A 25120-nucleotide genomic window follows, 5' to 3' on the forward strand; every position below is an offset into this window, starting at 1 on the left:
GAAAGGAACGCTTAACTCAGACAGACTGACTGGAGGAGAAACTTTGCGGGAAACTTTTCTTTTAAACAACAAAAACCACCCTTCTAGGTGGCTCCAACTCTCCGAAATCCAGCATTGGCTTAACTGATTGCAATGCTGAAACCTTCGATGAATCGAAACTTTACCTAGCACGCTACCACAAGTTAATAAATAGACTGAATCTTTTTTTGGTTCAAGTATCTTGATTGATTATGTCTACATTATAGCTGAATTCTGGGTTTTGTCAAGTGAAAGTTGAGGTAATTCTACCCCAACTTTCAACTTAAACTTGCGGCAAACACAGTTTCCTTGTTCGTGAACGACATCTCACCTAAGAGGTAGCGAACTCTTAGTGAACGTTGGTAAAAAGCAAATTACAACATTGAAGCTAATTCACAATGGGAAAGGTGTTTCCGCCGTGAGGCATTAAATAAACGGAATCCGGTTGGTGCCCAAGGATTTGCGAGGCTAACTGCAAAGCTTCGTCAGCAGAATGGGCTGGGATCATCTTCACCCGTTTAACCACGTCTTCAGGTAGCGAACTGATCAAAATGACTGGTGTCTTTCGACAGATGCTGGCCGTTCTTAAACTTACAAACCCTGGCATAGTAAAGTCGGCATGAAGCTGTGCATTCATGTTTTCGACCTCACCGTGCTTAAAGAACTCCTCAAATGGTCGAGAACCAATCCCATCTGAGCATTCACTCACTAGGATAATGACTCCACCTTCCCGAACCGCATAAGTAGAATTATCCAAGGCTTTGATCGCTTGGTAAAGTTGAATATCCTTAGGATACCCCCCACTTGAAACAATGACTAACTCTGCTTTTTCATCTATTTCAATACCAAAGATTTCTTCAGTAACTCTGCAGCCCGCTAAATGTGCTTGCTCCAACTCACCAGCTGCAATATAGACAAATTCCTTTTTCTCGTTGACTACCACGTTTAGAATGAAATCCACCCCAACTCTCAGGGCTATTTCTAACATGTCCTCGGCAACCGGATTGCCGTCCATTTTTCCGGTCTCGATGTTTGGATTAATTCCCGAGGGACCAGCATCTTTAAGTGCCAAAGCATGATTTTTCTGGATCATTCCGTAGCCACAAACTCCGGGAGCAATTGACTTGCGACCACCACCGAATCCTGCGAGCAGATGATAGGCAATGCCTCCGGTCAGAATTACTTTATCCGCTTCCCATACGCGACGATTGACAAGAATAGGTGTTCCCTGTGATGATTTGCCCAAATCCACCAAATCATCCGCCTTGCACTCATGATCGTAAATAGGAACCCTTGCTAAAACCTTTGTACCACAAATTGCCGTGTGTTCTTCTAACGTTTGTACACGGTGATCCCCCGTTGCTGTGACAATAGAGATATCCTTATCTGGTACCCCAGCCTCATTCAAGACGTCCAGCAAAACCGGCAAGAGAACATCCGTTCTTATCCAAAGCCGGGTAACATCACTAACGACAATAACCACTTGGTCCCCTGCTTTGACCACCTTTGCCAATGGAGCCGTTCCAAGAGGATGAGCCACTGCTTGGCGAATCGCCTGTTCAATATCCGGAATTGGCTGGCTGGCCTTCGCCTCAATCTCCTGAACTTTCACAGAGGCCGGAAGCTCAAAAGACAGCATTTCTTTACCATAAGCAAGTTCAAAACGAGTCATGCTTTACACTCCCTCATTTTTCTTAGGTTATCTAAATCCACTTCAAAAGCAATATCTGGTCATGATGCAGAATTAACTATTGTTCTTTGCAGTGTATGCCATTTCTAAAAGTTGGGCTGTATGGATCACCTTCACCGGGACGTTCTGACGATGCAGACCGTCCGCGATGTGCATTCGACAGGCAGAGCACCCAGTAACCAACACCTCTGCACCTGTTTGCTTAATATCATTAACTTTATGGTCATTGATTTGGGTCGAAAGTTCATAATGAGCTAAACTGAAAGAACCTCCACTTCCACAACAGGTATCTGATTTTTGCATTTCATTAAAAATCACTCCCGAAATACTTTTAATGATCTGCCTAGGTTGCTCTTTTACCTTTAATCCTCTGACGAGATGACAAGGATCATGGTAGGTCACTTTCATTGGCAAATGACCTATTCTGTCCGCAAATCCCTCCAAGGAGACCACCAGTTCTGTGAAATCTTTAACTAAGACTCCTAACTTCTTGGCCTTTTCAGCATAAATTGGGTCATCTTCGAGTAACTCAGCATACTCTTCCTTAAGCGCCAAGCCACAGGTCCCACAGGCCACGACGATCAAATCAACCTCCTCTTTCCAGAAAACATCGATGTTCGCTTTGGCCATCTCTTTAGCAGATTCATAATCTCCGTTAATCCGAACAGGGGTACCGCAACAGTTTTGGAGAGAGGGAATAACGACCTCAACTCCATTGTGTTTAAGTACATTGATGACTGCGTTACCGGTATCTGTATAAATATAGTTAATCATACATCCCGTAAAAAAGGCAACCCGCAGTTTAGCACCTGAAACTTTAATTACTTGAGGATATCCCGACCTGAACGATTTGGGTGCCAGTGGCGAAAGAAGTCTTCTTTTGTCCAGTCCCAGCGACATTCTTGGCAACATTCCTTGACCTTGAGGCCCTTTGCGGAAGACCAATCCTTGGAATACACTGCCCGCCTTCATTCCTGTGTTGAAAACCCAACGGTTTTTTAAAACCAAACGAAAGATCAGTTTCTTAAGCAGAGAGAGTCCTTTCTGCTCTGCGATTTCTTTACGAGCCGCCTCCACTAGTTTGTCCACTTTCACACCACTGGGACAGTTAACAACGCAGGCTTTACACATCAAGCACAACGACATTTTGTCGCTAAAACCTTCAGTAAGATCTAATTCTTTTGTGATCACTCCGCTTATTAGCTTAACTCTTCCTCGCGCTACCGTGGATTCAGCCTGAAGCTCTTTAAATACCGGACAGACATTTTGGCAGGCACCACAACGAATACAGCGAATGACTTCTTTTTCCCAAGACTCAAATGAACGTTCCATCCCATCACGCTCCAAACATTACGCCGGGGTTTAAGATATTGTTAGGATCAAGCGCTTGTTTAATCCGGTGTTGTACTTCAAGTCCAACCTCCCCGGTCTGTCGTGTAATGAACTTGGATTTTGCCCGACCGATTCCATGTTCACCACTTAAGGATCCGCCCATTTCCACGGTCGCTACAAAGATTTCGTCGATGGCCTTTTCTACCCGCGCCGCCTCCTCCAGGTCCGTGGCATCAGTAAGGATCGTAGCGTGCAAGTTCCCGTCCCCGGCATGTCCGAGGATGGCAATGATAATATTATACTTAGCTGCAATTTCTTGAATCCGTCTTACAGCAACAGGAATACTGCTTCGAGGAACAGTCGCATCTTCACCGATAATGGTTGGTTTCACTCTAGATACTGCAGCAAAGGCTGAACGGCGCGCACGCCATAATTCGTTGGCTTCTTCTTTCGTCTTGGCAATCCGGATCTGTACTGCCCCTAGCCGTCTACAAGTTTGCTCTATCTTCCCAATCTGCTTAGCTAAAATTTCCGAATCCCCATCAACCTCTATCAAAAGAACTGCACCGGCGTCTGTTGGCAGCCCAACTTTAGCATACTCCTCGATGTTTTTAATATAAATATTATCTAACAACTCAAGCGAGCAGGGAACCAATCCGCCAGCAATGATTTCAGAAACGGTCTCACAGGCTTGGTCGATCTCAGAGAAAACTGCCATCATGGTGCTCTTACCTTCGGGTAAAGGGATAAGTTTGACAATGATTTTAGTTATGACACACAAAGTTCCTTCTGAACCCGTAAAGAGGTTTGTCATGTCATAACCCGTTACGTTCTTGATTGTTCTTCCACCGGTATTAATAACCTCTCCGGTCGGTAGCACGACTTCAAGCCCGATTACATAATCCCGAGTCACTCCGTATTTAACGCCACGCGGTCCTCCTGCACATTCCGCCACGTTCCCACCCATGGTGGAAAAAGCTTGGCTAGCAGGATCTGGTGGATAAAACAAGCCTACACTCTCAACTTCACTTTGCAATTGGCCCGTGATGACCCCTGTTTCTACAACGGCAATCAAATTTTTCCGGTCAATCTCCAGTATTTTGTTCATTCTCTTCAAAACCAAAACAATGCAGTCCCCAATAGAAATCGTCCCTCCACTGACATTTGACCCTGCTCCTCGCGGAACGACTGGGATTTTTTCGAGATTTGCAAGCTTTAGAATTCGGGAAACTTCTTCGGTGTTTCCTGGATACACAGCAACTCCTGCTAAATCTTTTTTAATATCTGCTTTAACAAAGGAAGCATCATAGGTATAACAATATAGATCCTCTAAAGCTGTATATATATTGTCTCCCCCAACAATTTCTGTAAGCCTCTGGATAATCTCTGATTTCAAAATCGTTGCCTTCTTCCATTTATTTTCATTCCACCGTGAAATCCATTCTTACGCTTCTATCTAATTTCCGACTTGATTCAGAAAGTAACCCATCCTTTATCAGAAGGCTATAAGGACCCGAGGAATAGCCATTAGGAGGAGGAAACACGCTGAGGGAATCGGACCCTACTCCTCCGAGTTTAACAGTGACATTCACCGGGAGGCCAGTTGCAGTATAGACTTGAACGAATTTTCCGGCTGAGTCGGCCAAGGGCATGTTGAATTTAATAGTCCATGTCTTGTTTGTCACAACCCCTGCTTTGCTTTCCCAAGGAGAAGCATCAGCCAGATTGAATAGGATCGTCAGTATTTGGGAAATCATCTTGTGACCTTGTTGAGTAGGATGTGGGTCGATTTGGTCTTGGAACAAATCAAAGTTCAACGGTTTTTGCGCGCTTTCTTCCCGAAAATAGGTATAAATATCTGCTGTAGTGTAACCATCTCCGGCCTTGATCGTTGAATTAATTTGCTGGACATAAGGATCAAATAGAGAAAATAAGAGATCATCCTGAGGAAATGGGTTATAAACGGTCAAAACGTAAATTTGACTCTTGGGGGCCTGAGTTTTAAGTAATTCGGCCACTTTCGGCCAATTCTCCTTAAACTTGGTCACTCCCGCGTTCAACTCTGTTTCCAGGGTCTCAGAAAGTGCTACTCTGAGAAGAGTGTTGTTCTGATTTTTATCACTTTCAATAGCTTTATCAAGTTTATCATCCAATTTTGGGTCTGTTGGATCCAGATGGTAAGCAGTTGCTACGCACCAAATTACTGGTTCAAGAAGATTGTTTCCACCAATACTTACGGTTACAACACGTGCGTTTCCTAGGTGACCTTTCAGATTACCATCGCTTTCTAATTGATCTAAGAGATCGCAACTCTGAGCACCTGGTTGGGATAGATTGTATAATCTTGTACCTGCTAATTCAGGTCTGCTTTGTAAATAGGAATAAAAGAGCTCAGAATATCCTTGCCCAGCAGACGCTCCTAAACCATAACCTATTGAATCCCCTAAAGAAACCATATCCAGGGTCCCATTTAGGCTGGCTACTGCGGACTTGGGCATAAACATACTAACGGGTAATATAATGATGAGACATAAGATAAGTGCATATGTAATTGTTTTGCGAAATATCAAGGACTTTCCTCCTTTAGCCAGTTTCGAATGACCATAAATTAGCCAGAGATATCTAATATCAGACAAATAATTATATCATACGTCAAGCTTCGAGTAACCTTGTTTATTCTATATTGCTTCCCCACTTCCATCTTCTTCAACACTTCTACTGCAAGCTTTTAAAGGAAAACCGGGCAGGAGTCCGAAGACACTGTCTTAGCACGTACTAGCCTTCTTGCAGGATGGCCAAGTGCCCCTGTAACCCCAAAACTCGAACAGGACGTTCGAGGTTAGAGCGCCGCCATGGATGGCTTGGTGCCGTGATGGCAAGAAGGGACCGCTGGCCATGGATGGCCGAGTGTCCCTGTAGCCCGAAGACACGGTCTTCGCACGTATTAACCTTCTTACAGGATAGCGAGAAGGGACCTTCTTAACTAGTTCAAAAAGACAGAGGCTAATTGTAATGATTTACAATTAGCCTCTGTCTTGATTGATCAATTCTTGGTATTTATTTAAGACTTGATCCAATCTTTGACTTGCTGTTATTACTTCCTTATCGGTATAAGATCTTCCCTCTTTAATCTTAATAAGACTTAGGCGTAGTTCTTCAATTTGCTGAATTATTTGATCAATTGTTTCAGACACTCTTTCCCTCCATGTTAAGCCGATAATCTACAAACATTTATATAGTTTACACCATTTTTCCGCAATATGAAAGCACTAACAACAAATAGCAACTTCTATCCTTAGAGGTCGCTATTTGTTGCAGATTCAAGAAATACAGCCATAAATTAATGCGCTCGTCTAAGGAAGAGCGCATTATTTATGACCTAATCAGTTCTTGCAACTTCTTTGCGGCAGTTAAAATGTCTGTCTTCGCCAAAATAGCAGATACGACTGAAACACCGTCAATACCAGTAGCCAGAACCTGTTTTATGTTCATTTCATTGATTCCGCCGATTGCAACCACGGGAATTGTAACCGATTTCTTAATGATTTCTAATTGCTCAAGACTGACCTCAGAGGCATCAGTTTTAGTCGATGTGCTAAAAATGGCTCCGACTCCTAAATAGTCAGCACCCTGTTGTTGGGCAAGTAGGGCTTCTGCCAAAGTGCTAGCCGAAACCCCAATAATTTTACGGGGTCCTAAGAGCTCTCTTGCTTTGGGCAAGGGGAGATCATCTTGTCCAACATGTAATCCGTCAGCATCAACAGCAAGGGCAATGTCAAGTCGGTCGTTAATAATTAGAGGTATTCGATGATGAGATGTTATCTCTTTTACCCTTATAGCCAACTGTAAAAACTCGCGGGTTGAAACTGACTTTTCTCGAAGTTGCACCAAGGTAACCCCGCCCTGAATAGCTAGTTCAATACTCTGACCCAGATCTCTTTCATGAAGCATGCTCCGATCCGTGACAAGGTACAGACTATAGTCCACCAAGACATCACTCATAGCTGATTTTACCTTCTCTGGCCAAGGTTTCGGGGGTTAGATTATAGATACTATCCAATAACCGGGCTCGAAATGTTCCTATTCCCTCACCATGGTGCAACGAAGCCTGTGCATTCTCACCCGCTAGGCCCATGCTGATTATGCCAGCCACGGCTGCCGTGAAATAATCAGAGGTTGCGCCACAAAAGGTACCTACAAGGGAGCTTGTCATACACCCTGTACCTGTGACATCAGCCAAAATTTGATGTCCATTGTCCAGTAGACAAACTTGACGGCCGTCGGAAACGACATCTGTTTTTCCTGTAATGGCAATCACGCAGTTTAATTCTGAGGCCAGCTTTTTGGCAATTATTGAACTGTTTTGTTCGTCTGCAAGCGAATCGACCCCCTTGATAGCTACGTCAAGGCCTGCTAAAACTTTGATTTCGGACATATTACCCCGGATTACCTCAGGCTTCAGCTCTCTAATGAGTTTCTCAGCAGTATTAGTTCGTAGCCTAGTAGCTCCTACTCCAACTGGATCTAGAATCACCGGCACGCTCAATTCCTTCGCCCGTTGGCCAGCAACCAACATACTTTCAATTGTTCTGGAGTTTAGAGTGCCAATATTAAGAACTAGTGCTGAGGCAAAACCAACCATCTCGGTTACTTCTTCGAGATCATCTGCCATCACCGGAGAACCTCCGATGGCCAGGACGATATTAGCGCAGTCATTGACGGTAACATAATTAGTGATGTGGTGAATTAACGGTTTTTTTCTTTTACTGCGCTTAAGTTGGCAAGGATTTTTTCACGTATATCCATTTCTCAGTCAACCTCCAAGTTATTAAACGTATTAAGCTGATAATCAGCATAACCGGAATGGTGTAACCCAGGACAAGGTGCAGCTTAACAAACCAGTAATATAATCCCGTCCCTATTACACAGAGACCTAGGGTCGCCCAATTTACTAACAGTTCTGTTTGTATCTTTTTATTCTTTAATAGAAAGTAGTCCGTCAAAAGGATGGCGAACAGAGGCGCAAACACCGAACCAATAGCATAGAGGAAGTCCTGATACTGTTCAATATTGACGACGATTGCCAAGATGGTTCCTAGAGCAGTCATCACTATAGCGACCGATTTTTCGTTTAGTTTAGAAAAGACGTTTAAAAAAGTAACACCTGCTGAATAAGCGTCCAGAAAGGTAGTTGTTACCGTCGCTAAGACGATAATTCCTAAGGCTACAATACCTAGATTGGCAGCCAGTAACATTGCCGAAGGGTCAGGATCTGAGGCAATGATGGCTGCACCCAAACCGATAATATACATCCAACTGCTGCCGAAAAAGTAACCCAGCCAGCTACCCACAGCTCCTCCTCGCTTCGACTTGGCAAAGCGAGTATAGTCAGAAATCAAAGGTAACCAAGATAAGGGCATGAGTACAGCCATCTCTAAGGCTGAACCAAACACCATATCTCCAACAACTGGTTTGCTGAACAACTCAGGGTTACGGAAAATAATAACGCTTAAAACAATGGTCAACATGAACAACAAAACAACGGCGATGTTGTTGGCCTTTTTCCAGCCACTATCTTTTCCTAACCAAACCCAAACGAGAATAAATACTCCGATGATTACACTCCAGACTGACAGATGATCAAAGGACCATAAGATTTTAGTAATTTGATTAACCGACCGAGCCCCGGTTATAATCATCACTGCCGTCCAACCTAACAGCTGTAAAACGTTTAAGATTGAAAATAGGTAAGAACCGTACTGTCCAAAGGAGATTCTAGTGGACACTAGGGCTGGAATTCTTTCCGTGGTTCCGATGATTCCTCCTAAAACTAAAAGAGTTGTTCCCACTAAATGTCCAAGAAGGATCGCCAAAAGCCCCATTTTAAAACCTAAAGGAGCCAGCAACCCACCAGTTAAAATTTCGGCCACCGAAATCGCTGCGCCAAACCAGAGGGTCGTAAAGTTAAACATACTCAAGTTATTTTTTTCAGAGACGCTCACTCGATTAATCCCGCCTTTTTGTAAAGAGCATAAAAGTGATGTGTCGGCCCTACGCCTTTACCGATCGATAAAGAATGTTGAATGGCAATGGTAATGTACTCCTTAGCTAAAGAGACGGCCTCGTTTAAACTATATCCCAAGGCTAGATTTGAGGTGATAGCAGAAGATAATGTACAACCGGTTCCATGGGTGTTTTTTGTAGCAATCCGCGAAGAGAAAAAGTAGCTAAATTCCTGTCCATCATAGAGGATATCGATAGCATCATCCTCTAAGTGCCCCCCCTTAAGTAGAACATTCTTAACTCCCATCTGGTAAATGATTCTGGAAGCCTCCTCCATTTGCTCCAATGTCTGAATGGACGTTTGGGTCATGACCTCAGCCTCAGGAATATTAGGTGTAACGAGCGTAGCCAAAGGCAGCAATTCCTTAATCAGAGTTACTTCCGCCTCCGGGTTTAACAAGTGGTAGCCGCTTTTCGATACCATGACTGGATCAACAACAATCGTTTGGGGCGCGTAGTGTCTCAGCAGCTCCGCAATCACTTCGATAGTTTGTACTTGAGAAACCATGCCCACTTTCACTCCATCGACCTCAATATCATCAAAGATGGCCTCAATTTGTTTCCCAATGACATCTCGAGAAATATCCTGTACCGCAGTGACACCTTGGGTATTCTGGGCCGTGACCGCAGTTATAACACTCATCCCATAGACTCCATGAGCAGAAAACGTTTTTAAATCGGCTTGAATCCCAGCTCCCCCGCTACAATCTGAACCAGCTATGGTCAGTACCTTTTTCATTGAACGTCCTCCTAAATTTCTGTAAATTCTTTTCAACAAAAAGAGCACAAATCCCAGAATAGGGTTTGTGCTCTTTCATCTTCTAAAAGAGTAAACTGCTTACCTACGCTGGCATTATCCAGATCAGGTTATAAGGGTCCTAGACCTTATAGTGTCTAAATCTCAGCTGGCCTTTCCAGCCCCCCCGCCCATTATCATATTTACTTTTGTTAAATCTAACATGGAAGTAGCTTTAAGTCAACGCAAGAAAATGTATTCCCTTTACAATTGGTGAGCAATCACTTTAATGAATATCGGTACTAATTGGGGATCAAATTGGATTCCGACATTTTTATTTAATTCTCTAAAGGCTTCCTCTTGACTTAACGCTTTCCGATACGGACGATCGCTGGTCATAGCATCATAAGCATCAGCAATTGCCAAAATACGACACTCCAAAGGGATAGCATCCGCCTTAAGGCCCAAGGGATAACCCTTACCGTTCCACCACTCGTGGTGTCTCAAAATGTGATCCGCAATAGGCAATAAATCAGGCGCTGATTGGGCAATTCGATGCCCTATTTCACTGTGTCGTTGCATTTCCTTGAATTCTTCGCTATTAAGACGTCCTGACTTAAAAAGTATCCGATCTGGAATACCGACTTTACCAATGTCATGGAATTGTGCCAAGAGACGCAAATCGGCCAAGTTTCGTTCGGACAAATCTATTTCTCTGCCTAATGAAACCACCAGGTCTTGTAAACGGTCTGCATGCCCTTCGGTAATAAAATCTCTAACTTCCAGTGCTTTCATGAGGGCCTGAACTATAGCGCTGCGAGTGCTTTTACTGCGATGCAGTTTCTCGCGGTACATGTTATTGTCCGCTTCTTTAAACACATCGCTAACGTTCACATTTGTTAACTCACTCACAGCAAATCCAACAGATAAACTAAGAGGAAACTCGATGTTTTCTTTATTATGCCGTTCAACAGCCCTTCGAATTCTATGACAGGCTTGTTGAACTAACAGTAATTCGCTTTGGGGCAAAATTATCGCAAACTCGTCGCCACCTATCCTAAATAAGAGATCCTCTTGGCGAAAACATGCTTTAATGATACTGGCAGTCAATCGAAGTAATTGATCACCAGTGGTGTGTCCAAGTGTGTCATTAACCAGTTTTAATCCATCGACATCACAAACAATCATCCCCACCGGAGCGAAACAAACCGCTTCCAAAAGACGCAGTTTTTCTTCAAAATACGTCCGGTTAAAAAGGCCGGTTAGAGCGTCATGGAAACTCATATACTCAAGTTTTTTTTGAAATTGCTTACGCACTGTGATATCTTCACCGATACTGGAAACTCCAGAGACGTTGCCCTCGAGATCAAATAACAAGGTATTATTCCAATTAACCGAACGTTTTTCTCCGTTTTTGGTTTGAATGGGATAGTTATTATGTCCTACTATTTTCTTCTCAATTAATATTTGTTCAAACCAAGTTTTAGCATTTTTTAGCGTTTCGTTAGGGATAAAAATATCAAAATAGTTTTTTCCGATCACTTCGTTCTTTTGGAACCCAGTTAGACTTAGCGCAAAGTCATTACAGAAAATCACGTTACCGTTCTTATCAATAATTACGGTAATAAGTTCAACGTTTTCAAGCATCGAACGAAATCGGCGTTCAGATTCCCTCAAGGCAACTTCTTTTGATTGAAGTTTTTCATAGTTACACCTTAGTTCTTCCTCAGAAGCCTCAAGTTCTTCATAACTTTTCTCCAAATCCACTTGCATTAATGATCTCTCAATAATTTCATTTTCTAGGTTAGCCTTCGAACTTTCCAGATCTCGAAAACTCTCCTGAAGTGCTGCAACCATCTTCCGAAAGTTAGCTGCCAAGGTTTTAACTTCAATCACCGGACTATTAAGTTGGTAAATGTCCACCCTTTCATGCAAATTATCATTAAGCTCCGTAGTAAATTCGGCTAACTTAGTAAGGGGGACGACCAGCCAGTGACTCAAGAAATATGCTAGTAGAAAACCAAAAAATATGGTCGTAACTATAAAATAGATCGGCAAATAACGGAGTTGATTAGCCACATAGGCTACAGGGACTGTCACTCCCATAGACCATTTGACACCCGGCACCGGGACGTAAGCTAAATATTTATCCTCATTTTGAAAAGAATACCTAGTAAACCCTGTTTCCCCTCGAACCATTTTATGAATAGCGTCTTTTAAATCCGGGGAAGCATTTTCATCTTTAAGTGGATTGTAAGTCATGATCAATTTATGGTCCGGGTGAGTAATAACCAAGCCGTCTTGCTGAACTAAAAAAGAGCTGCCAATCTCACCAACCTCTTTCGAGGTTACAATTTTAATGAGTTCTGTCAGTTTGATATTACCACCAATGAGACCGACCACCTTATTATCTTTGATAATAGGGGCTGCGACGACAATAATCTGGTTGCCAGTTCCCTTAGAAATCAAAGGATCTGATATTACTGACATGCCTGTAGCCATGACTTTATTGAAATAATCACGGTCTACTGCATTACCAATCTGGCCTGAATCTGTGAAGAATCCGCCCAAGTTATTCATGACAAAAAATTGCTCATAGTCAATATTCCGCTTAGTTTCTTTTCTCAAATAGGAAATAATGGCATTCTGATCTCCATTTTCAATAAGTGGGGTATCGGCCATAACCTCCATTTCTTTTTTATGTGCTAACAACCATAACCCCACTTCAGCACCCGATGATAGGGTCAGCGACGATATCTGCGTTTCTAAGTCAGTATTTAACACTTCTCTCGTCTTAATATAGGTTAATAAGGATAGGCCTCCTAAGCCGAATAGCAAGGCCACAATTATCAAAGTCGTTAGATTTATTTTAAGCTTCTTCATATTTTCCTCCAATATTAAAACAAGCCAACCCATAAGCCCTTAAACTGTCACATGACCTTCTATGTATATTCTCTTTATAAATCGCAAAATCCTTCATAAAATTATCTGCATCGTCATATTATCTTTTTTATTTGCTTATTTCGACAATAAAGAGGCGGTTCTTCTTACGGAAAAATCACGGTTTCTTACTCATCCATTCAAAAACTCCCAGACTTGTTTGTCACCGATTTATAAAATTTTTTATAAGACCCGGTATGCAGTATGGTAAAGTATTAATCAAAAGCACACTACATAACAGGAGGCTCTATATATGACAGAATCATTGCTAATCGGATTAATTGCTCTAGTCGTCATAGCCATCATCCTACTAATTATCCTATTAATACGATCATCACACACCTCCGTTGTCCAGTTCGAGAGCAAATTTGCTTCTTTAGAGAAATCCCTCGAACGCAACGAGCGACTTGTCAATGGAGAAATTTCCAGGAACCGAGAGGAATCATCTATTAACGCCAGACAAGTCCGCGAAGAACTAAATCAGTCCGTCCTTTCTTTTAATGAATCTGTACTGACGCGTATGACGGAAATTGCAACTCTTCAACGCAATCAATTGGACATTTTCGCCAATCAATTAGCTGCCTTGACCAAAACAAATGATCAGAAATTAGAACAACTACGCAAAACGGTGGAAGAACGGCTTATTCTTATCCAACAAGATAACGGCCAGAAATTAGACCAGATGCGAGCAACAGTGGACGAAAAGCTAAAGGCCACTCTTGAACAACGCTTAGGAGAATCTTTTAAATTAGTCAGTGAGCGCTTAGAAGCGGTGCATAAAGGGCTTGGAGAAATGCAAAGCCTGGCTTCCGGCGTCGGGGACTTAAAGAAAGTCCTCACCAATGTAAAAACTCGAGGAATATGGGGAGAAATTCAACTCGGGAATTTATTAGAACAAATCCTAACTCCTGAACAATATGCCAAGAATGTCCCGACCAAAGTTGGCAGCAACGACCGCGTCGAATTTGCCATCAAACTTCCTGCTCGAGACGGCCATGACCGCTTCATTTGGCTCCCGATCGATGCGAAATTCCCGCTGGAAGATTATGAACGCTTAATTGAAGCTCAAGATAATGCCAACCTTCCACGCATTGAGGAACTCGGAAAATCCCTGGAAAACCGCATCAAGCTTGAGGGGAGAACCATTCGTGATAAATATATTGATCCCCCTAATACCACGGATTTTGGCATCTTATTCTTACCTGTTGAAGGATTGTATGCAGAGGTGTTGCGTCGTCCCGGCCTTTGTGAACTCCTCCAACGAGAGTACAAAGTCATCATTACCGGCCCAACTACACTTGCAGCCCTCCTCAATAGCTTACAAATGGGCTTTAGAACCTTGGCCATTGAAAAGCGCTCCAGCGAAGTATGGAACTTACTTGGCGCTGTAAAAACCGAATTTGGCAAATTTGTGGAGGTCCTTGAAAAAACCCAGAAAAAACTCCAAGAAGCGAGCAACACCATCGAAACTGCGACTAGAAAGTCGCGAACGATTGCCCGTAAACTTAAAAATGTGCAGACACTTCCAGCCAATGAAGTTGAGTCGCTTTTGGGGCAAGGGACGGAGAGCGAAGACTGTTAAAACATTCTTTCATTTCTCACTGCATTCCTTTTAGATAGTATCTACCCTTTAAGTGCATACTATCTTTTTGTCATAAATATCATATATAATTAAAAGCGTAGAGAAAGACTAATAAACAAAAGCTAGAATCGAGGTAACAAGAGGTATAGAAGTTGTTGTTTTAGCTAAAAAGGAGGAACTATTATGGAAATAAAAAATTGGCATAAGGAAACAATTGGTCAAAAAGCGGTTGAAGCTTTTAAAAAAAATGAGTTTGATGCGGTGTATTTCTCAACTGCCGAGGAGGCTGCGGCTTTTATTATGAGTCACGTCAAACCTGAAATGACAGTGGGTTTTGGTGGATCGATGACAATAAAGAAGATGGGAATTCAAGATAAGGTTAAAGCTGTTGGTGGGAAGGTTTTGGATCACGGCACACCGGGTATTACGCGCGAAGAAATGTTAGCTATTGCCAGAGAAGAAATGCTAAGTGATTTATACTTATGCAGCAGTAATGCAATTACTATGGATGGTATGCTTGTAAATATAGATGGGATTGGAAATAGAGTAGGTGCCATGAGTTTTGGTCCTAAAAAAGTTATCATAGTAGCAAGTGTTGACAAAGTATGCAAAAATGAAAATGCTGCTTTCGAAAGATTAGAAGGCATTGCAGCTCCAATGAATAATAAAAGACTGGAAACTCCAAATCCATGTACAAAAACCGGCGTATGTGTTAATTGTCAGGCCCAAACTAGAATATGTAGGGTATATTCTGTAATGAGAAAAAAGCCAGTGGCAACCGATATAACTGTAGTAATTATACCTGAGAGCTACGGATTCTAATCTTTGATTCTTTCATATATTGAGATGAGCAAATCCCGCTGTAAACATTCAGCGGGATTTTTATTATATTGTGAAATTTAATTTACCGACCATAGTGTTTCGAGTATTCTCGGCCTCTTTGAGATTCGGCTTGGCCCCTTCGGTATGCTTCGCGACCCCTTTTATATTCTTCTTGGCCTCTCTGGTATTCGATTCCCCTCCATGGATTGAGAACGCTCCATTGATTACCAACCTCAATTCTTTGACCAACATGAATTTTATGAGGATTGCTGATTCGAGAATTTAAATTCATCAAACGTCTAACCGTTGTATGATACTGCATAGCAATATTGTGCAGAGAATCTCCTGGTTGAACTATATAGTACATCACTAGACATCCCTTCTCTTGTAAATTTATCCATATTCATTTTATGGCAGGACAAATTTTTTCTGTGCACGTATTTTCGCAAGAGAATTCAATAATTTCCAGCAAAGTAATATTTTTAATTAAATACCGACTCTGTCTCCCACAACATATGGTAGAGCCTTTGTTGTTGAAGGAGCTCTCCATGTTTACCACGTTCCACGATCCGCCCCTGGTCAAGCACTAATATCTCATCCATTTTCTCTAATCCGAGAAGGCGATGCGTTATCACTAAAGTTGTCCGCCCTTCCATAAGTCGATAGATTTCATCCATGACCTCTCGTTCAGTCAAAGGATCGAGTCCTGCCATGGCTTCGTCAAGGATTAAGATCGGAGCGTTTTTCAAAAAGACTCGAGCAATCGCCAAGCGTTGTCTCTGTCCCCCCGATAGTTTAAATCCACCTTCCCCAACGCGACTATCATACCCTTGAGGCGTTGACAGGATGAAATCATGGAGCTTTGCCTGCTGAGCCGCTTGAATCAGTTCATCTTCCGTTGCCTCAGGCTTGGCCAAAAGGAGATTTTCCCTAATTGTTGCATTAAACAAATGCGTTCGTTGGGTCACAACCCCAATAAAACCTCGAACATCCTCCGGAGTGTAATCCCTGAGCGAATACCCACCCAAGTCAATCTGCCCCTCATCATAGTCCCAAAAACGAAGCAGAAGGTTCACCACGCTGGTTTTGCCGGCTCCACTTGGTCCAACAATCGCCATCTTACCGTATTGTGGAATCCGAAAGGTGAGCTGATTCAAAGCCCATGGGGCGTCTGACTCATACCTAAAGCTCACTTCATCAAATGCCAAATCCATTCCCTTCGGCTTTGGAGACAGTACCCCACTACTTTTAAATGCGGGTTCACTTTCGATCAACTCAAGCAAGCGCTCCGCTGCTGCACGGTTTTGCTCCAGATAATGCGGAACAAGCGCTAAGGGAAACAACGCTTCAAAGCTGCTGAAGGTCCCTAGAGCTAACATCCCTAAGTTCACTCCACTTAAATTCCCTTTTTCAACGAGTAGAATCCCCAGAACAAGAACGGCCCACAAGCCCAGATTCGCAATCATTCCTGTCAGAGCGCTAGACAGCGCGGAAAGTCCGGCGATTCTGCCTTGCTGCGCATTCAATTTCTGGTCAGTTCGTTGGATTTTTGCCAAGTGCTTTTGGACTTGACCATAAACCACTAATTCGGTCATTCCCAAGAGGGTATCAGCGACTTGTGTACTCAGCTCGGCCTTCAAGGCGACCATCCGGCGTCCGACACCTCGACTCAAACCTTTTATACCCAACGGAATTCCAAGCCCTGCTACCAGAAAGCAGGCAGCAAGAATAAAGGAGAATCGTACATCATAATGAGCTAAAAAAAGCCCATAGCCAAACAGAACCAGCACGGCGACGAACGGAGGAGCAAAAACACGCAAAAAAAGATTCTGCTGTATTTCCACATCCGCCACAATCCTGCTCAGCAAATCTCCACTTCGAACGTTTAACAACCGGGCAGGGGCTAGTGGTTCTAAGCCTTGATAAAACTTCACTCGAATTTGACTTAAGACCCGAAACGTCACATCATGCGACACATAGCGCTCTAAGTAGCGAAATATTGCGCGCGAAAGCCCAAAAACCCGTACACCGACAATCGTTACCATTAAATCCAGAATCGGCGGATGAAGAGCAGCCCGGGCGAGCAAATAGGCAGACGCTGCCATCAAACCGATATGACTCGTAATTGCAAGCGTACTTAAGATCAAAGCCAACAAGATTCGCCGCCAATAAGGTAACATCAAGCGGATTAACCATCTCATGCTCTTCATATTGATCCACCTCGGTATTCTGTAACCATTCGATAATAGAGCCCCTGCTTCCTCATCAATTCCTCGTGCTTACCCTGTTCTAAAATTCGCCCCTGCTCCATCACTACGATAAGATCAGCTTGACGAACTGTGCTCAGCCGATGGGCGATAATTAAAGCGGTCTTTTCCAGCATCAGTCGTTTCAAGGCCTGCTGAACATAATGCTCACTCTCCGAGTCCAATCCAGACGTCGCTTCATCCAAGATGAGCAGCGGGGCATCTTTCAAGATAGCCCTAGCAATAGCAATCCTCTGGGCCTGTCCGCCACTTAAGAGAGTACCCCCTTCTCCAAGCTGGGTTTGATAACCGTCTGGAAGTTGCGAAATAAACTCGTGGGCCGCGGCTCCTCGTGCCGCAGTCATGACCTCTTCGATCGTAGCAGATGGACCTCCAAAGCGAATATTCTCCTCAATACTTCCCGCAAATAGATAAGGACTCTGGGATACATAAGCAATCTGTTCCCGCCAACTCTCGAGTGAGATGGTCCTATGCAAACCTCCGTTGACATAAATTTCTCCCGCAGTAGGCTCTATAAAGCGAAGAATTAACTGAGCAAGCGAAGTTTTTCCAGCTCCACTAGGCCCGACAAGAGCAATTTTCTCGCCAGAATGCAGGGACAAATTGATTCCATTTAGAGCCAGTGTAGAACCTGGTTGGTACGTCAGCTTAATGTTTTGAAACGAAAGATGAAAATCGGTGGATAATACATGCTCCCGGCGTATTTTTAGAGTATCCCCCTCCTTGTTAACAGCTTCCTCATCGATACCCATTAAAGGTTGATCCATAATTTCAAAGATTCGCCCTGCAGCGTTTACCCCAGATAAACCTGCGTGAAAATTTAATCCGAGAGTTCTGAGTGGGGTGTAAAATTCAGGAGCAAGTAGCAACAGAAACAATCCCGCAGAGAAAGATAGTGTTCCATACACTAGCCTTAACCCTATAGTTACAGCGACTAAGGCTGTACTCATCGTGGCTAGGAGCTCTAGGACTAGTGCCGATAAAAAAGCAATCTGCAACACACTTAGTGTAGCTTTCCTATATGATTCACTAACCCTCGAAATCACCCGTACTTGATCTTTAGTACGGCCAAAAACTTTTAACATCGTCATTCCTTGCAAAATATCTAAGAAATGAGCACTCATCCAACTTAAATCTTGGAACTGGTGCAAGGATTTTTTCTCGGCCAGCTTTCCAATCAGCATCATAAATACAGGGATAAGCGGTCCTGTCAAAAGAAGAATTAAGCCAGATTTCCAATCTAGAGGAAACACAAACCCTAAAATAAGCAGAGGTATTCCTACGGCAAGAACAAGTTGCGGCAGATACTTCGAAAAATATTCCTCTAGAGATTCTATGCCATCCACTACCGTGGTGATTAACTCTCCTGCCCTTTCCCCTCGAGCATACACCGGCCCTAATGAGACAATATGGTTCATTAAACGTTTGCGCAGACTCAGCTTGATGCGAGAAGATGCTTCATGAGCACTTATTTCACTGACACATTGCAAGACAGCTCGCAACACAATAATCCCAAGAATTGTGCAAAGTGCATTCCAAACGGTTCTAAGGGTAGCTCCCTCCAGGAACACTCCGGCCACAACCCGGGAGACAAACCAAGCTTGAGCAACTGCCAGAAAAGCAATCCCCATACTCAACCCAACTGTGAGCAACAGGTACCTCCAGACAGGCCTCCCCTCTTGAACTAATCGCTTATCAAACATTAAGGTCATCTCCCGTTTAGCATTTGTGGGAGGAAGTGTCTTAGCATCCTACGCCGGTAGATTCCTTTAAGGGATCACGGCTTCGGCGATACTAATCCTCAGCGCGATTGTATTCGTTAATGGCCGTGCGCTTTCGGCGATAGTCTCCACTGGAGACTATCGTCACTGGAGACTATCGTATTCGCACACGCTGCATTGCTATTCGCTTGACGCAATTTCGCTAAAGTGCTCTCTAAGCTAAGACACTTCCTCTGTGCTTGAATCTAATGTGTATTAGGCGCAATCTATTTTCGTTTCCGTATATCATGAACCTTTGCTATAGAGTATCCCAAAAGGTCTAAGGATGCAAAATGAAGGGGCAAGACGTCACTTGCCCCTTCATTTTTGAGGGTACCAACTTAGTAGCGAAGGTCTCTTTCTGTAACGCGTTTGCGAAAAACCCAATAGGTCCATCCCTGATACAACAGAATAATCGGGACCATAGTCAGGGCAATGATCGTCATAATCTTCAAAGTGTACGGACTGGATGAGGCATTATAGATAGTTAGGCTCCACTCTGGATTCAGACTGGAAATTATCACGCGGGGAAACAGTCCCCAAAATAAAGCTCCTGTGAACAAGAGAATCGTTACACTATTGGTGACAAAAGCCCAGCCCCCTTTGTGAGAACGGATTAAAACATTCGTCAAGACTAGGGCTACTCCTGCGGCTAGCAAAGTGATACCAGCCCCAAGATTAGTGAACAAATCTGTTTGAAAATAAGTTAAACCCGCAAACAACAGAACAACCAGAATTCCGACCAAGGCTATCTTCTTGGCTATCTTTGACGCTCGGTCAGCCATCTCACCCGTAGTCTTCAAGTTGAGATACAAGGCTCCATGAAGCATGAAAACAAGCAACGTCGTAAGACCGCCAACTATTGCATAAGGATTGAGTAGGGTGAAAAAGGTACCAACGTATTGCATATGAGCATCAATCGGCACTCCTTTAACTATATTCGTCATAGCAACGCCCCACAGGATTGCTGACAGAAAACTGCCAGTGAATATCATCCAATCCCCAGTGGCCCGCCAACGGGGACTGCTGTCACTACTGCGAAATTCAAAGGCGACACCACGGATAATTAAGGCAAACAACACCAGAAACAAAGCAAGATAGAAGCCACTAAACAAAGTTGCATACCAATTTGGAAAGGCTGCAAACATTGCTCCACCGGCCGTAATCATCCAGACCTCATTCCCGTCCCAGACAGGCCCGATTGTATTAATGATCACACGACGCTCTAAATCGTTTTTCCCTAGAAAAGGAAGGAGAATTCCTACTCCGAAATCAAAACCTTCCAGAAAAAAGAATCCGACAAACAAGACGGTAATGAGTATGAACCAGAGGATGTTTAAGTCCACAATGACGCCCCCTTTATTCCACTTTTCAGCGTTTCTTCCGTGTTAGTATCTTCTGGACCCCTCTTAATAAACTTTAACAAGAGATAGACGTCCGCTACCGCCAAAATTCCATAAATCAGGGTGAAACCCACTAAAGTAATAAGGATAGAGGTTGCCGAAACCGAGGTGGATAGACCTGCCTCTGATTTTTGTAATCCATAAACGATCCAAGGTTGACGTCCAACTTCTGCCATGAACCAACCTGCGGTATTGGCGATATAGGGTACCGGAATAGTCCATAGTAATACTTTTAAGAACCACGACTTTTTGTCTAAACTTCTTTTCTTATAAAAGTAAAGCCCCAAAAGAGGGATCAAGACTAACCATAAACCTGCAATTAACATAATTCGAAAACTCCAGAACAGAGAGGTTACTGGTGGTATATAGTTGCCTGGTCCAAATTTCTCGACTGCAGAAGCCTGAAGTTCATTAATTCCTTTAACCTCACCTGTAAAACGGTTGTAGGACAGAAAGCTTAATAAACCAGGAATTTTAAGCTCAGCGTTGTTTTTATGTCCCTGCTGATCAATAGAGGCGTATAACAATAACCCTGCGGGATTTTCCGTCTCCCAATGCGCTTCAGCTGCTGACATCTTCATAGGCTGCGTTTGCACAAGATGCATTGCCTGTAAATGCCCTACACCTGCGACTCCAACAGCACTAATTAACCCGAAAATCACAGCCATATGAAATGATCGACGAAAAACGTCCAGATGGTTCTTTTTCAACATATGATAAGCACTAATTCCCATAACAAAGAATGCTGCGGTCACAAATCCACTGAGAACAGCATGCGGAAACTGATAATAAACATGAGGATTCGTAATTAAGGCCCAGAAATCAGTCATCTCGGCCCGGCCATTGCGTAAGACATACCCGACCGGTTCTTGCATAAAGGAGTTGGCAATCAAAATCCAAAGTGCAGACACATTGGAGGCAATAGCCACAAGCCAAATACTAAGTGCATGTACCTTTTGCGGTAATTTATCCCATCCAAAAACCCACAAACCTAAAAATGTGGACTCTATAAAGAATGCTACTAAGGCCTCAACGGCCAATGGTGCTCCGAAGATATCTCCGACAAACCTGGAATACTCTGACCAGTTCATACCAAATAAAAATTCTTGAACTAAGCCGGTCACAACCCCCATGGCGAAGTTAATAAGGAATAACTTGCCCCAGAATTTCGTCATTTTTTTGTACGCTTCGTTCCCAGTACGTACATACCAAGTCTCCATCATTGCAACTAATACAGATAACCCCAGTGTCAATGGCACGAATAAAAAATGATAAGATGAGACCGCCGCAAATTGTAACCTGGACAAGATAAGTTCAGTCATCGTTGCACCCCCAATTTTTAGTATAATTAACTAACTTGTCGTTCCCATTTCCTAAGGATATCGTTTGGTTAACATTCCCCCTTACTCAGATCAGATAGATATATACCCCCTTATAATATATAAATTATTATTTATTATTATACTAATTATAAATTAATCAGTCAACTAAATTAATTGAATTTGTATGACTTTTGAGTTAATTGCAGATTTCAGCGTAAAGAGAAAACCGTTACCATCATATCTTCTCAGTGCTGACAATTTGTAAGAAATATGGGAGACCGGTCAAACCCGGTCTCCCATTAATTACTTAAATAGTACAGGACTCCTATCAAAGGATCTTTGTAACATTATATTAATTTACCTAGCATTAAAATACTGTTATTAAATTAAATCAATCCCCCAAATAACCGCTTGATTCACCTTGTCTAAACTTCCCTTAATACATCTATGCCCAATCGCAATGGGCTCAGTCAACGTATCTTGCAGTCCTAACAATGCCTGCCCATAAGTCGAAGCTTCATCTACGTCGATAGGAAAAGATCTAGCCATCTCTATTTTTTCCAGTGCAGTTGAAGTCTTTCCGCAGAGATGGAGAAGTACTTTCCCACCTGCTTGTTTAATACCCTTAATAATTCTCCAACTTGAGGGCCCGCTATACTCCCTATATACTTTTGGTCCCAAAATACCTATTGCTCCAACTGGGTCCCCGTAAGAAATAATTGAGGCTCCCCGCTTGATACCTTCAAGGCTATATCGAATGATACCCTCTTCAACGACCGTCAGAATTTCCTGAATCCGCTGTGGCTCTTTCCGTAAGCCTTTATAAAAATCCATGGGATCTATAAGTGACGATAGAATCGTAAAAGGACCCTCCACACTCAGAGCCACCTTTTCTCCCGCCTTCGCTAGAATTTCCACGGCGTTTAGGACTTCTCTGATGCGGCCTTCATTTAAGTTCAAACTCTGGATATTGGACATTTCTTCAATCGAAGTATACCGGTAACTTTCTACCCTGGGCCCATTCATAGCATCGCCCAGCTTGATAAGCGCGCCGTATGCCTCTCCTTCTACCGTAACACAGAAAGGAACCCTAGCTATAACATCCCCTCTGTGTTTCCTTAGCTCTTTGGCAAGCGTTGCCATATTATTTTTGTCCGAATGAGCGCCAGGAAAGGTAATACCCGTTTTTTCAATCACCTCTTCCGGAATCTGCTCCAGATCATCTCCCGTACACTTGAAGTCCATTACTCATTCCCCTTTTCGATGTTCGATATTCGAGATTCGAAGTTCGAATATTTAACTCTTGAGTGAGCTCAACTATACCTGTCTGAAAAGGTATACTGTTTCCTTAAACTGATTAAGAACGACGGAGACCGCCTTCATCTCCAATGATAGAAGTCAGGGACTTTCAGCTACGCTATCACAAAATAAAATAACTCCCCCACCAAGATACTAATAGCTTGTAAGAGCAGGATAATCCCAAAGGTTTTTTTCAAGGAAAGTTCCCTGAAAAGAACTAGGATCCCAAATCCCGTATTGGCTAATAACCCAGAGATAAGGGATCCGAAACCTAAGGCTCCTTTGATGAAACCCTCGGCGATGAGCACAGAAGAAAAACAGCTTGGAATCATACCGATCAATGCAGCGAAAACCGGTTGAAGAAAGGAATTTCGTCCAAGCAGAGCATAGATTCCCTCTTCTCCGAACTGATCCGCTAAGATCCCGATGATAAAAACAGTAACGTACAAAAAGAGAGCAATTTTCAAGGTATGAACCAGACTATTTATCAGGATACTCTTATGTTTGCCACATTTTGGACAATCACAATCAATGCCACATCCTTTGAGACGGTTACGTTTCTCCTTGATCACTAGGTTTATAAAATAGCCGGCTCCGATCCCTGCCAAGATCTTAATCCCTATAATCCCTAACATCAGAGACAGCTTATCCGGATGGGCTCCGATGACAATCAGGGCTTCATCTGAACCAGCCAGGAAAACGGCTATGAGCATCCCCAAGGAGATATAACCATTCCCATAAAGTTTGGCGAAAGCCACTGATATGCCGCATTGAGGGATGATTCCCAGTAGAGCCCCGCCGGGGACATCCAGTCGAGCTAGACGACTGAAAAAAGGTGTTCCTTTTTCGACCTTACCGGTAATCCAATTTGTTAAGAGGATAACCAGAAGCAAAATGGGAACAACCTTGATCACATCTTGGAAGCTGTCTGTTAGAATTTCAACCAACTAAACATCCCCTCACTTTTAATCTTAAACAAGTTCTTAATCTCCTTCTGCTTAAGATTTTTTCCAATCAGACACAGTTTGCCACTAGAGTTAAATTTACTTGGCGATACCATAAACTGTCCATTCGTATAACTAAAATCCAAGAAACCCTGAGGACTTTTGAGAAAACCCTTACCTCTCAAAACCTGGCCATATTGGGGCTGTCCCAAAAGAGAAAGAATAAGTTCTAGTTCCTCTTGGCTAAAAGCGCGCGAGGTCTTAAGGGCTAAGGTTTGGAATTCGTTTTCACTACAAGGTTTATACTCCGTATGAAGAATATCACTAAAATCCAAATCTGCTTGCCCATCAAGGAGATTCTCGACTTCGGCAGGACCAAAGCTATCCCAAGGCTTGCTGATTATTTCAGCATCTTGGTTAAATCCTCTGAGAGAAGTAATGATCTTATCTATGGTTTCACTTTCAACGAGTTGACTTTTACTTAAGGTTAGGAACGAGGCATTCGTGATCTGGTCCTCGAAAAATTCTCCAAAGACTTCACACTGCTGCAGGTAATTAACGCAGTCCACAACTGTCACTAGAGAGTTAATCTCCAGGAGGGCAGCGAATTCAGGTTTACGTAGAATATCGATAATTTCACTCAGGATACTGATGCCAGTAGGCTCAATAATAATCCTTTGAGGATGGAACTCTTTAATAATTCGGGCCAGCATTTGGACAAAATCCTTTTGCATGATACAACAAATACATCCACTAGAGATTTCGAAGACTTCAAAACCTTCCCGCTCAATCAGTTCGCCATCAATGCCGATATCACCGAATTCGTTTTCAATTAAAACTACCTTTTCCTGATGATGAACTTGAAGAAGTTTCTTAACCAGAGTGGTCTTCCCCGAACCCAAAAAACCCGAGATTACATCTACCTTAATCATCATTACACCC

At 43.0% G+C, this 25120-nt stretch carries 20 protein-coding genes and 1 riboswitch; of the genes, 2 read left to right on the forward strand and 18 right to left on the reverse strand.

Annotated elements, in window-relative coordinates; translation table 11 throughout:
- Nucleotides 1-406 precede the first annotated feature (406 nt).
- The 10 genes from larA to DOT_RS10985 form a co-directional block, all read right to left on the reverse strand.
- Nucleotides 407-1690 (reverse strand): nickel-dependent lactate racemase, encoded by a 1284-nt coding sequence (gene larA / locus DOT_RS10940; RefSeq protein WP_009618295.1) that lies wholly within the window; start codon nucleotides 1688-1690, stop codon nucleotides 407-409.
- A gap of 72 nt (nucleotides 1691-1762) precedes the next feature.
- Nucleotides 1763-3040 carry a (Fe-S)-binding protein gene (locus DOT_RS10945; RefSeq protein ID WP_009618297.1) on the reverse strand — a complete coding sequence of 426 codons (1278 nt, stop codon included), beginning with the start codon at nucleotides 3038-3040 and terminating at the stop codon, nucleotides 1763-1765.
- A gap of 4 nt (nucleotides 3041-3044) precedes the next feature.
- On the reverse strand, nucleotides 3045-4436 hold the full coding sequence (locus DOT_RS10950; protein ID WP_009618298.1) for an FAD-linked oxidase C-terminal domain-containing protein: 1392 nt from the start codon (nucleotides 4434-4436) through the stop codon (nucleotides 3045-3047).
- 25 nt (nucleotides 4437-4461) lie between these two features.
- Nucleotides 4462-5610, reverse strand: a complete 1149-nt coding sequence (locus DOT_RS27765; protein WP_050809863.1) for a GDSL-type esterase/lipase family protein — start codon at nucleotides 5608-5610, stop codon at nucleotides 4462-4464.
- Nucleotides 5611-6063: 453 nt separating this feature from the next.
- Entirely contained in the window at nucleotides 6064-6234 is a 171-nt protein-coding gene (locus tag DOT_RS10960) for an aspartyl-phosphate phosphatase Spo0E family protein (RefSeq protein ID WP_009618300.1), read from the reverse strand.
- A gap of 178 nt (nucleotides 6235-6412) precedes the next feature.
- Nucleotides 6413-7042, reverse strand: coding sequence for a thiamine phosphate synthase (gene thiE / locus DOT_RS10965; RefSeq protein ID WP_040411885.1), 630 nt, complete (start codon nucleotides 7040-7042; stop codon nucleotides 6413-6415).
- The gene (gene thiM / locus DOT_RS10970; protein ID WP_139024188.1) at nucleotides 7035-7787 is read right to left on the reverse strand and encodes a hydroxyethylthiazole kinase; all 753 of its coding nucleotides are present in this window, start codon (nucleotides 7785-7787) and stop codon (nucleotides 7035-7037) included. Before thiM ends, thiE begins: the two co-directional genes overlap by 8 nt.
- Before the next feature lie 25 nt (nucleotides 7788-7812).
- Nucleotides 7813-9042, reverse strand: coding sequence for a putative hydroxymethylpyrimidine transporter CytX (gene cytX / locus DOT_RS10975; protein ID WP_009618304.1), 1230 nt, complete (start codon nucleotides 9040-9042; stop codon nucleotides 7813-7815).
- Nucleotides 9039-9842 (reverse strand): bifunctional hydroxymethylpyrimidine kinase/phosphomethylpyrimidine kinase, encoded by an 804-nt coding sequence (gene thiD, locus DOT_RS10980; protein ID WP_009618306.1) that lies wholly within the window; start codon nucleotides 9840-9842, stop codon nucleotides 9039-9041. The genes cytX and thiD overlap by 4 nt, the downstream gene beginning before the upstream one ends.
- A gap of 83 nt (nucleotides 9843-9925) precedes the next feature.
- A riboswitch (TPP riboswitch) is annotated at nucleotides 9926-10038 on the reverse strand.
- A gap of 65 nt (nucleotides 10039-10103) precedes the next feature.
- On the reverse strand, nucleotides 10104-12722 hold the full coding sequence (locus tag DOT_RS10985; RefSeq protein ID WP_040411887.1) for an HD domain-containing phosphohydrolase: 2619 nt from the start codon (nucleotides 12720-12722) through the stop codon (nucleotides 10104-10106).
- 310 nt (nucleotides 12723-13032) lie between these two features.
- On the opposite strand from DOT_RS10985, the gene rmuC reads away from it, so the two are divergent.
- Both rmuC and DOT_RS10995 read left to right on the forward strand, forming a co-directional pair.
- Entirely contained in the window at nucleotides 13033-14361 is a 1329-nt protein-coding gene (gene rmuC, locus DOT_RS10990; RefSeq protein WP_009618310.1) for a DNA recombination protein RmuC, read from the forward strand.
- 183 nt (nucleotides 14362-14544) lie between these two features.
- Nucleotides 14545-15183, forward strand: coding sequence for a lactate utilization protein (locus DOT_RS10995; RefSeq protein ID WP_009618312.1), 639 nt, complete (start codon nucleotides 14545-14547; stop codon nucleotides 15181-15183).
- An 82-nt stretch (nucleotides 15184-15265) separates the two neighbouring features.
- On the opposite strand, the gene DOT_RS11000 is transcribed toward DOT_RS10995, so the two are convergent.
- The 8 genes from DOT_RS11000 to DOT_RS11035 all read right to left on the reverse strand — a co-directional run bounded on the left by DOT_RS11000 (nucleotide 15266) and on the right by DOT_RS11035 (nucleotide 25110).
- On the reverse strand, nucleotides 15266-15550 hold the full coding sequence (locus tag DOT_RS11000; RefSeq protein WP_040411888.1) for a LysM domain-containing protein: 285 nt from the start codon (nucleotides 15548-15550) through the stop codon (nucleotides 15266-15268).
- 115 nt (nucleotides 15551-15665) lie between these two features.
- A complete protein-coding gene (gene cydC, locus DOT_RS11005; protein WP_009618314.1) occupies nucleotides 15666-17393 on the reverse strand; it encodes a thiol reductant ABC exporter subunit CydC in 1728 nt (575 codons plus the stop codon).
- Nucleotides 17390-19153, reverse strand: coding sequence for a thiol reductant ABC exporter subunit CydD (cydD, locus tag DOT_RS11010; RefSeq protein WP_009618315.1), 1764 nt, complete (start codon nucleotides 19151-19153; stop codon nucleotides 17390-17392). Before cydD ends, cydC begins: the two co-directional genes overlap by 4 nt.
- 398 nt (nucleotides 19154-19551) lie before the next feature.
- On the reverse strand, nucleotides 19552-20556 hold the full coding sequence (cydB, locus tag DOT_RS11015) for a cytochrome d ubiquinol oxidase subunit II (RefSeq protein ID WP_009618316.1): 1005 nt from the start codon (nucleotides 20554-20556) through the stop codon (nucleotides 19552-19554).
- A complete protein-coding gene (locus DOT_RS11020; RefSeq protein WP_009618317.1) occupies nucleotides 20547-21935 on the reverse strand; it encodes a cytochrome ubiquinol oxidase subunit I in 1389 nt (462 codons plus the stop codon). Before DOT_RS11020 ends, cydB begins: the two co-directional genes overlap by 10 nt.
- Before the next feature lie 381 nt (nucleotides 21936-22316).
- Complete coding sequence (locus DOT_RS11025) at nucleotides 22317-23180, reverse strand: uroporphyrinogen decarboxylase family protein (protein ID WP_009618320.1); 864 nt, start codon at nucleotides 23178-23180, stop codon at nucleotides 22317-22319.
- Nucleotides 23181-23347: 167 nt separating this feature from the next.
- Nucleotides 23348-24181: a putative manganese transporter gene (locus DOT_RS11030; protein ID WP_009618322.1), complete on the reverse strand. Its 834-nt coding sequence runs from the start codon at nucleotides 24179-24181 to the stop codon at nucleotides 23348-23350.
- Nucleotides 24166-25110, reverse strand: coding sequence for a GTP-binding protein (locus DOT_RS11035; protein ID WP_040411890.1), 945 nt, complete (start codon nucleotides 25108-25110; stop codon nucleotides 24166-24168). Before DOT_RS11035 ends, DOT_RS11030 begins: the two co-directional genes overlap by 16 nt.
- Nucleotides 25111-25120 lie beyond the last annotated feature (10 nt).

This window comes from Desulfosporosinus sp. OT (genome assembly GCF_000224515.1).
GTDB lineage: Bacteria > Bacillota > Desulfitobacteriia > Desulfitobacteriales > Desulfitobacteriaceae > Desulfosporosinus.

What these genes read in the sequence shown, in the direction of transcription:
- DOT_RS11000 (WP_040411888.1), bottom strand. Translation starts at nt 15,550, where the DNA reads ATGTACTATATAGTTCAACCAGGAGATTCTCTGCACAATATTGCTATG.
- DOT_RS10945 (WP_009618297.1), bottom strand. Translation starts at nt 3,040, where the DNA reads ATGGAACGTTCATTTGAGTCTTGGGAAAAAGAAGTCATTCGCTGTATT.
- thiD (WP_009618306.1), bottom strand. Translation starts at nt 9,842, where the DNA reads ATGAAAAAGGTACTGACCATAGCTGGTTCAGATTGTAGCGGGGGAGCT.
- DOT_RS10985 (WP_040411887.1), bottom strand. Translation starts at nt 12,722, where the DNA reads ATGAAGAAGCTTAAAATAAATCTAACGACTTTGATAATTGTGGCCTTG.
- rmuC (WP_009618310.1), top strand. Translation starts at nt 13,033, where the DNA reads ATGACAGAATCATTGCTAATCGGATTAATTGCTCTAGTCGTCATAGCC.
- cydC (WP_009618314.1), bottom strand. Translation starts at nt 17,393, where the DNA reads ATGAAGAGCATGAGATGGTTAATCCGCTTGATGTTACCTTATTGGCGG.
- thiE (WP_040411885.1), bottom strand. Translation starts at nt 7,042, where the DNA reads ATGAGTGATGTCTTGGTGGACTATAGTCTGTACCTTGTCACGGATCGG.
- DOT_RS10995 (WP_009618312.1), top strand. Translation starts at nt 14,545, where the DNA reads ATGGAAATAAAAAATTGGCATAAGGAAACAATTGGTCAAAAAGCGGTT.
- DOT_RS11020 (WP_009618317.1), bottom strand. Translation starts at nt 21,935, where the DNA reads ATGACTGAACTTATCTTGTCCAGGTTACAATTTGCGGCGGTCTCATCT.
- DOT_RS11035 (WP_040411890.1), bottom strand. Translation starts at nt 25,110, where the DNA reads ATGATTAAGGTAGATGTAATCTCGGGTTTTTTGGGTTCGGGGAAGACC.
- larA (WP_009618295.1), bottom strand. Translation starts at nt 1,690, where the DNA reads ATGACTCGTTTTGAACTTGCTTATGGTAAAGAAATGCTGTCTTTTGAG.
- cydD (WP_009618315.1), bottom strand. Translation starts at nt 19,153, where the DNA reads ATGTTTGATAAGCGATTAGTTCAAGAGGGGAGGCCTGTCTGGAGGTAC.
- DOT_RS11025 (WP_009618320.1), bottom strand. Translation starts at nt 23,180, where the DNA reads ATGGACTTCAAGTGTACGGGAGATGATCTGGAGCAGATTCCGGAAGAG.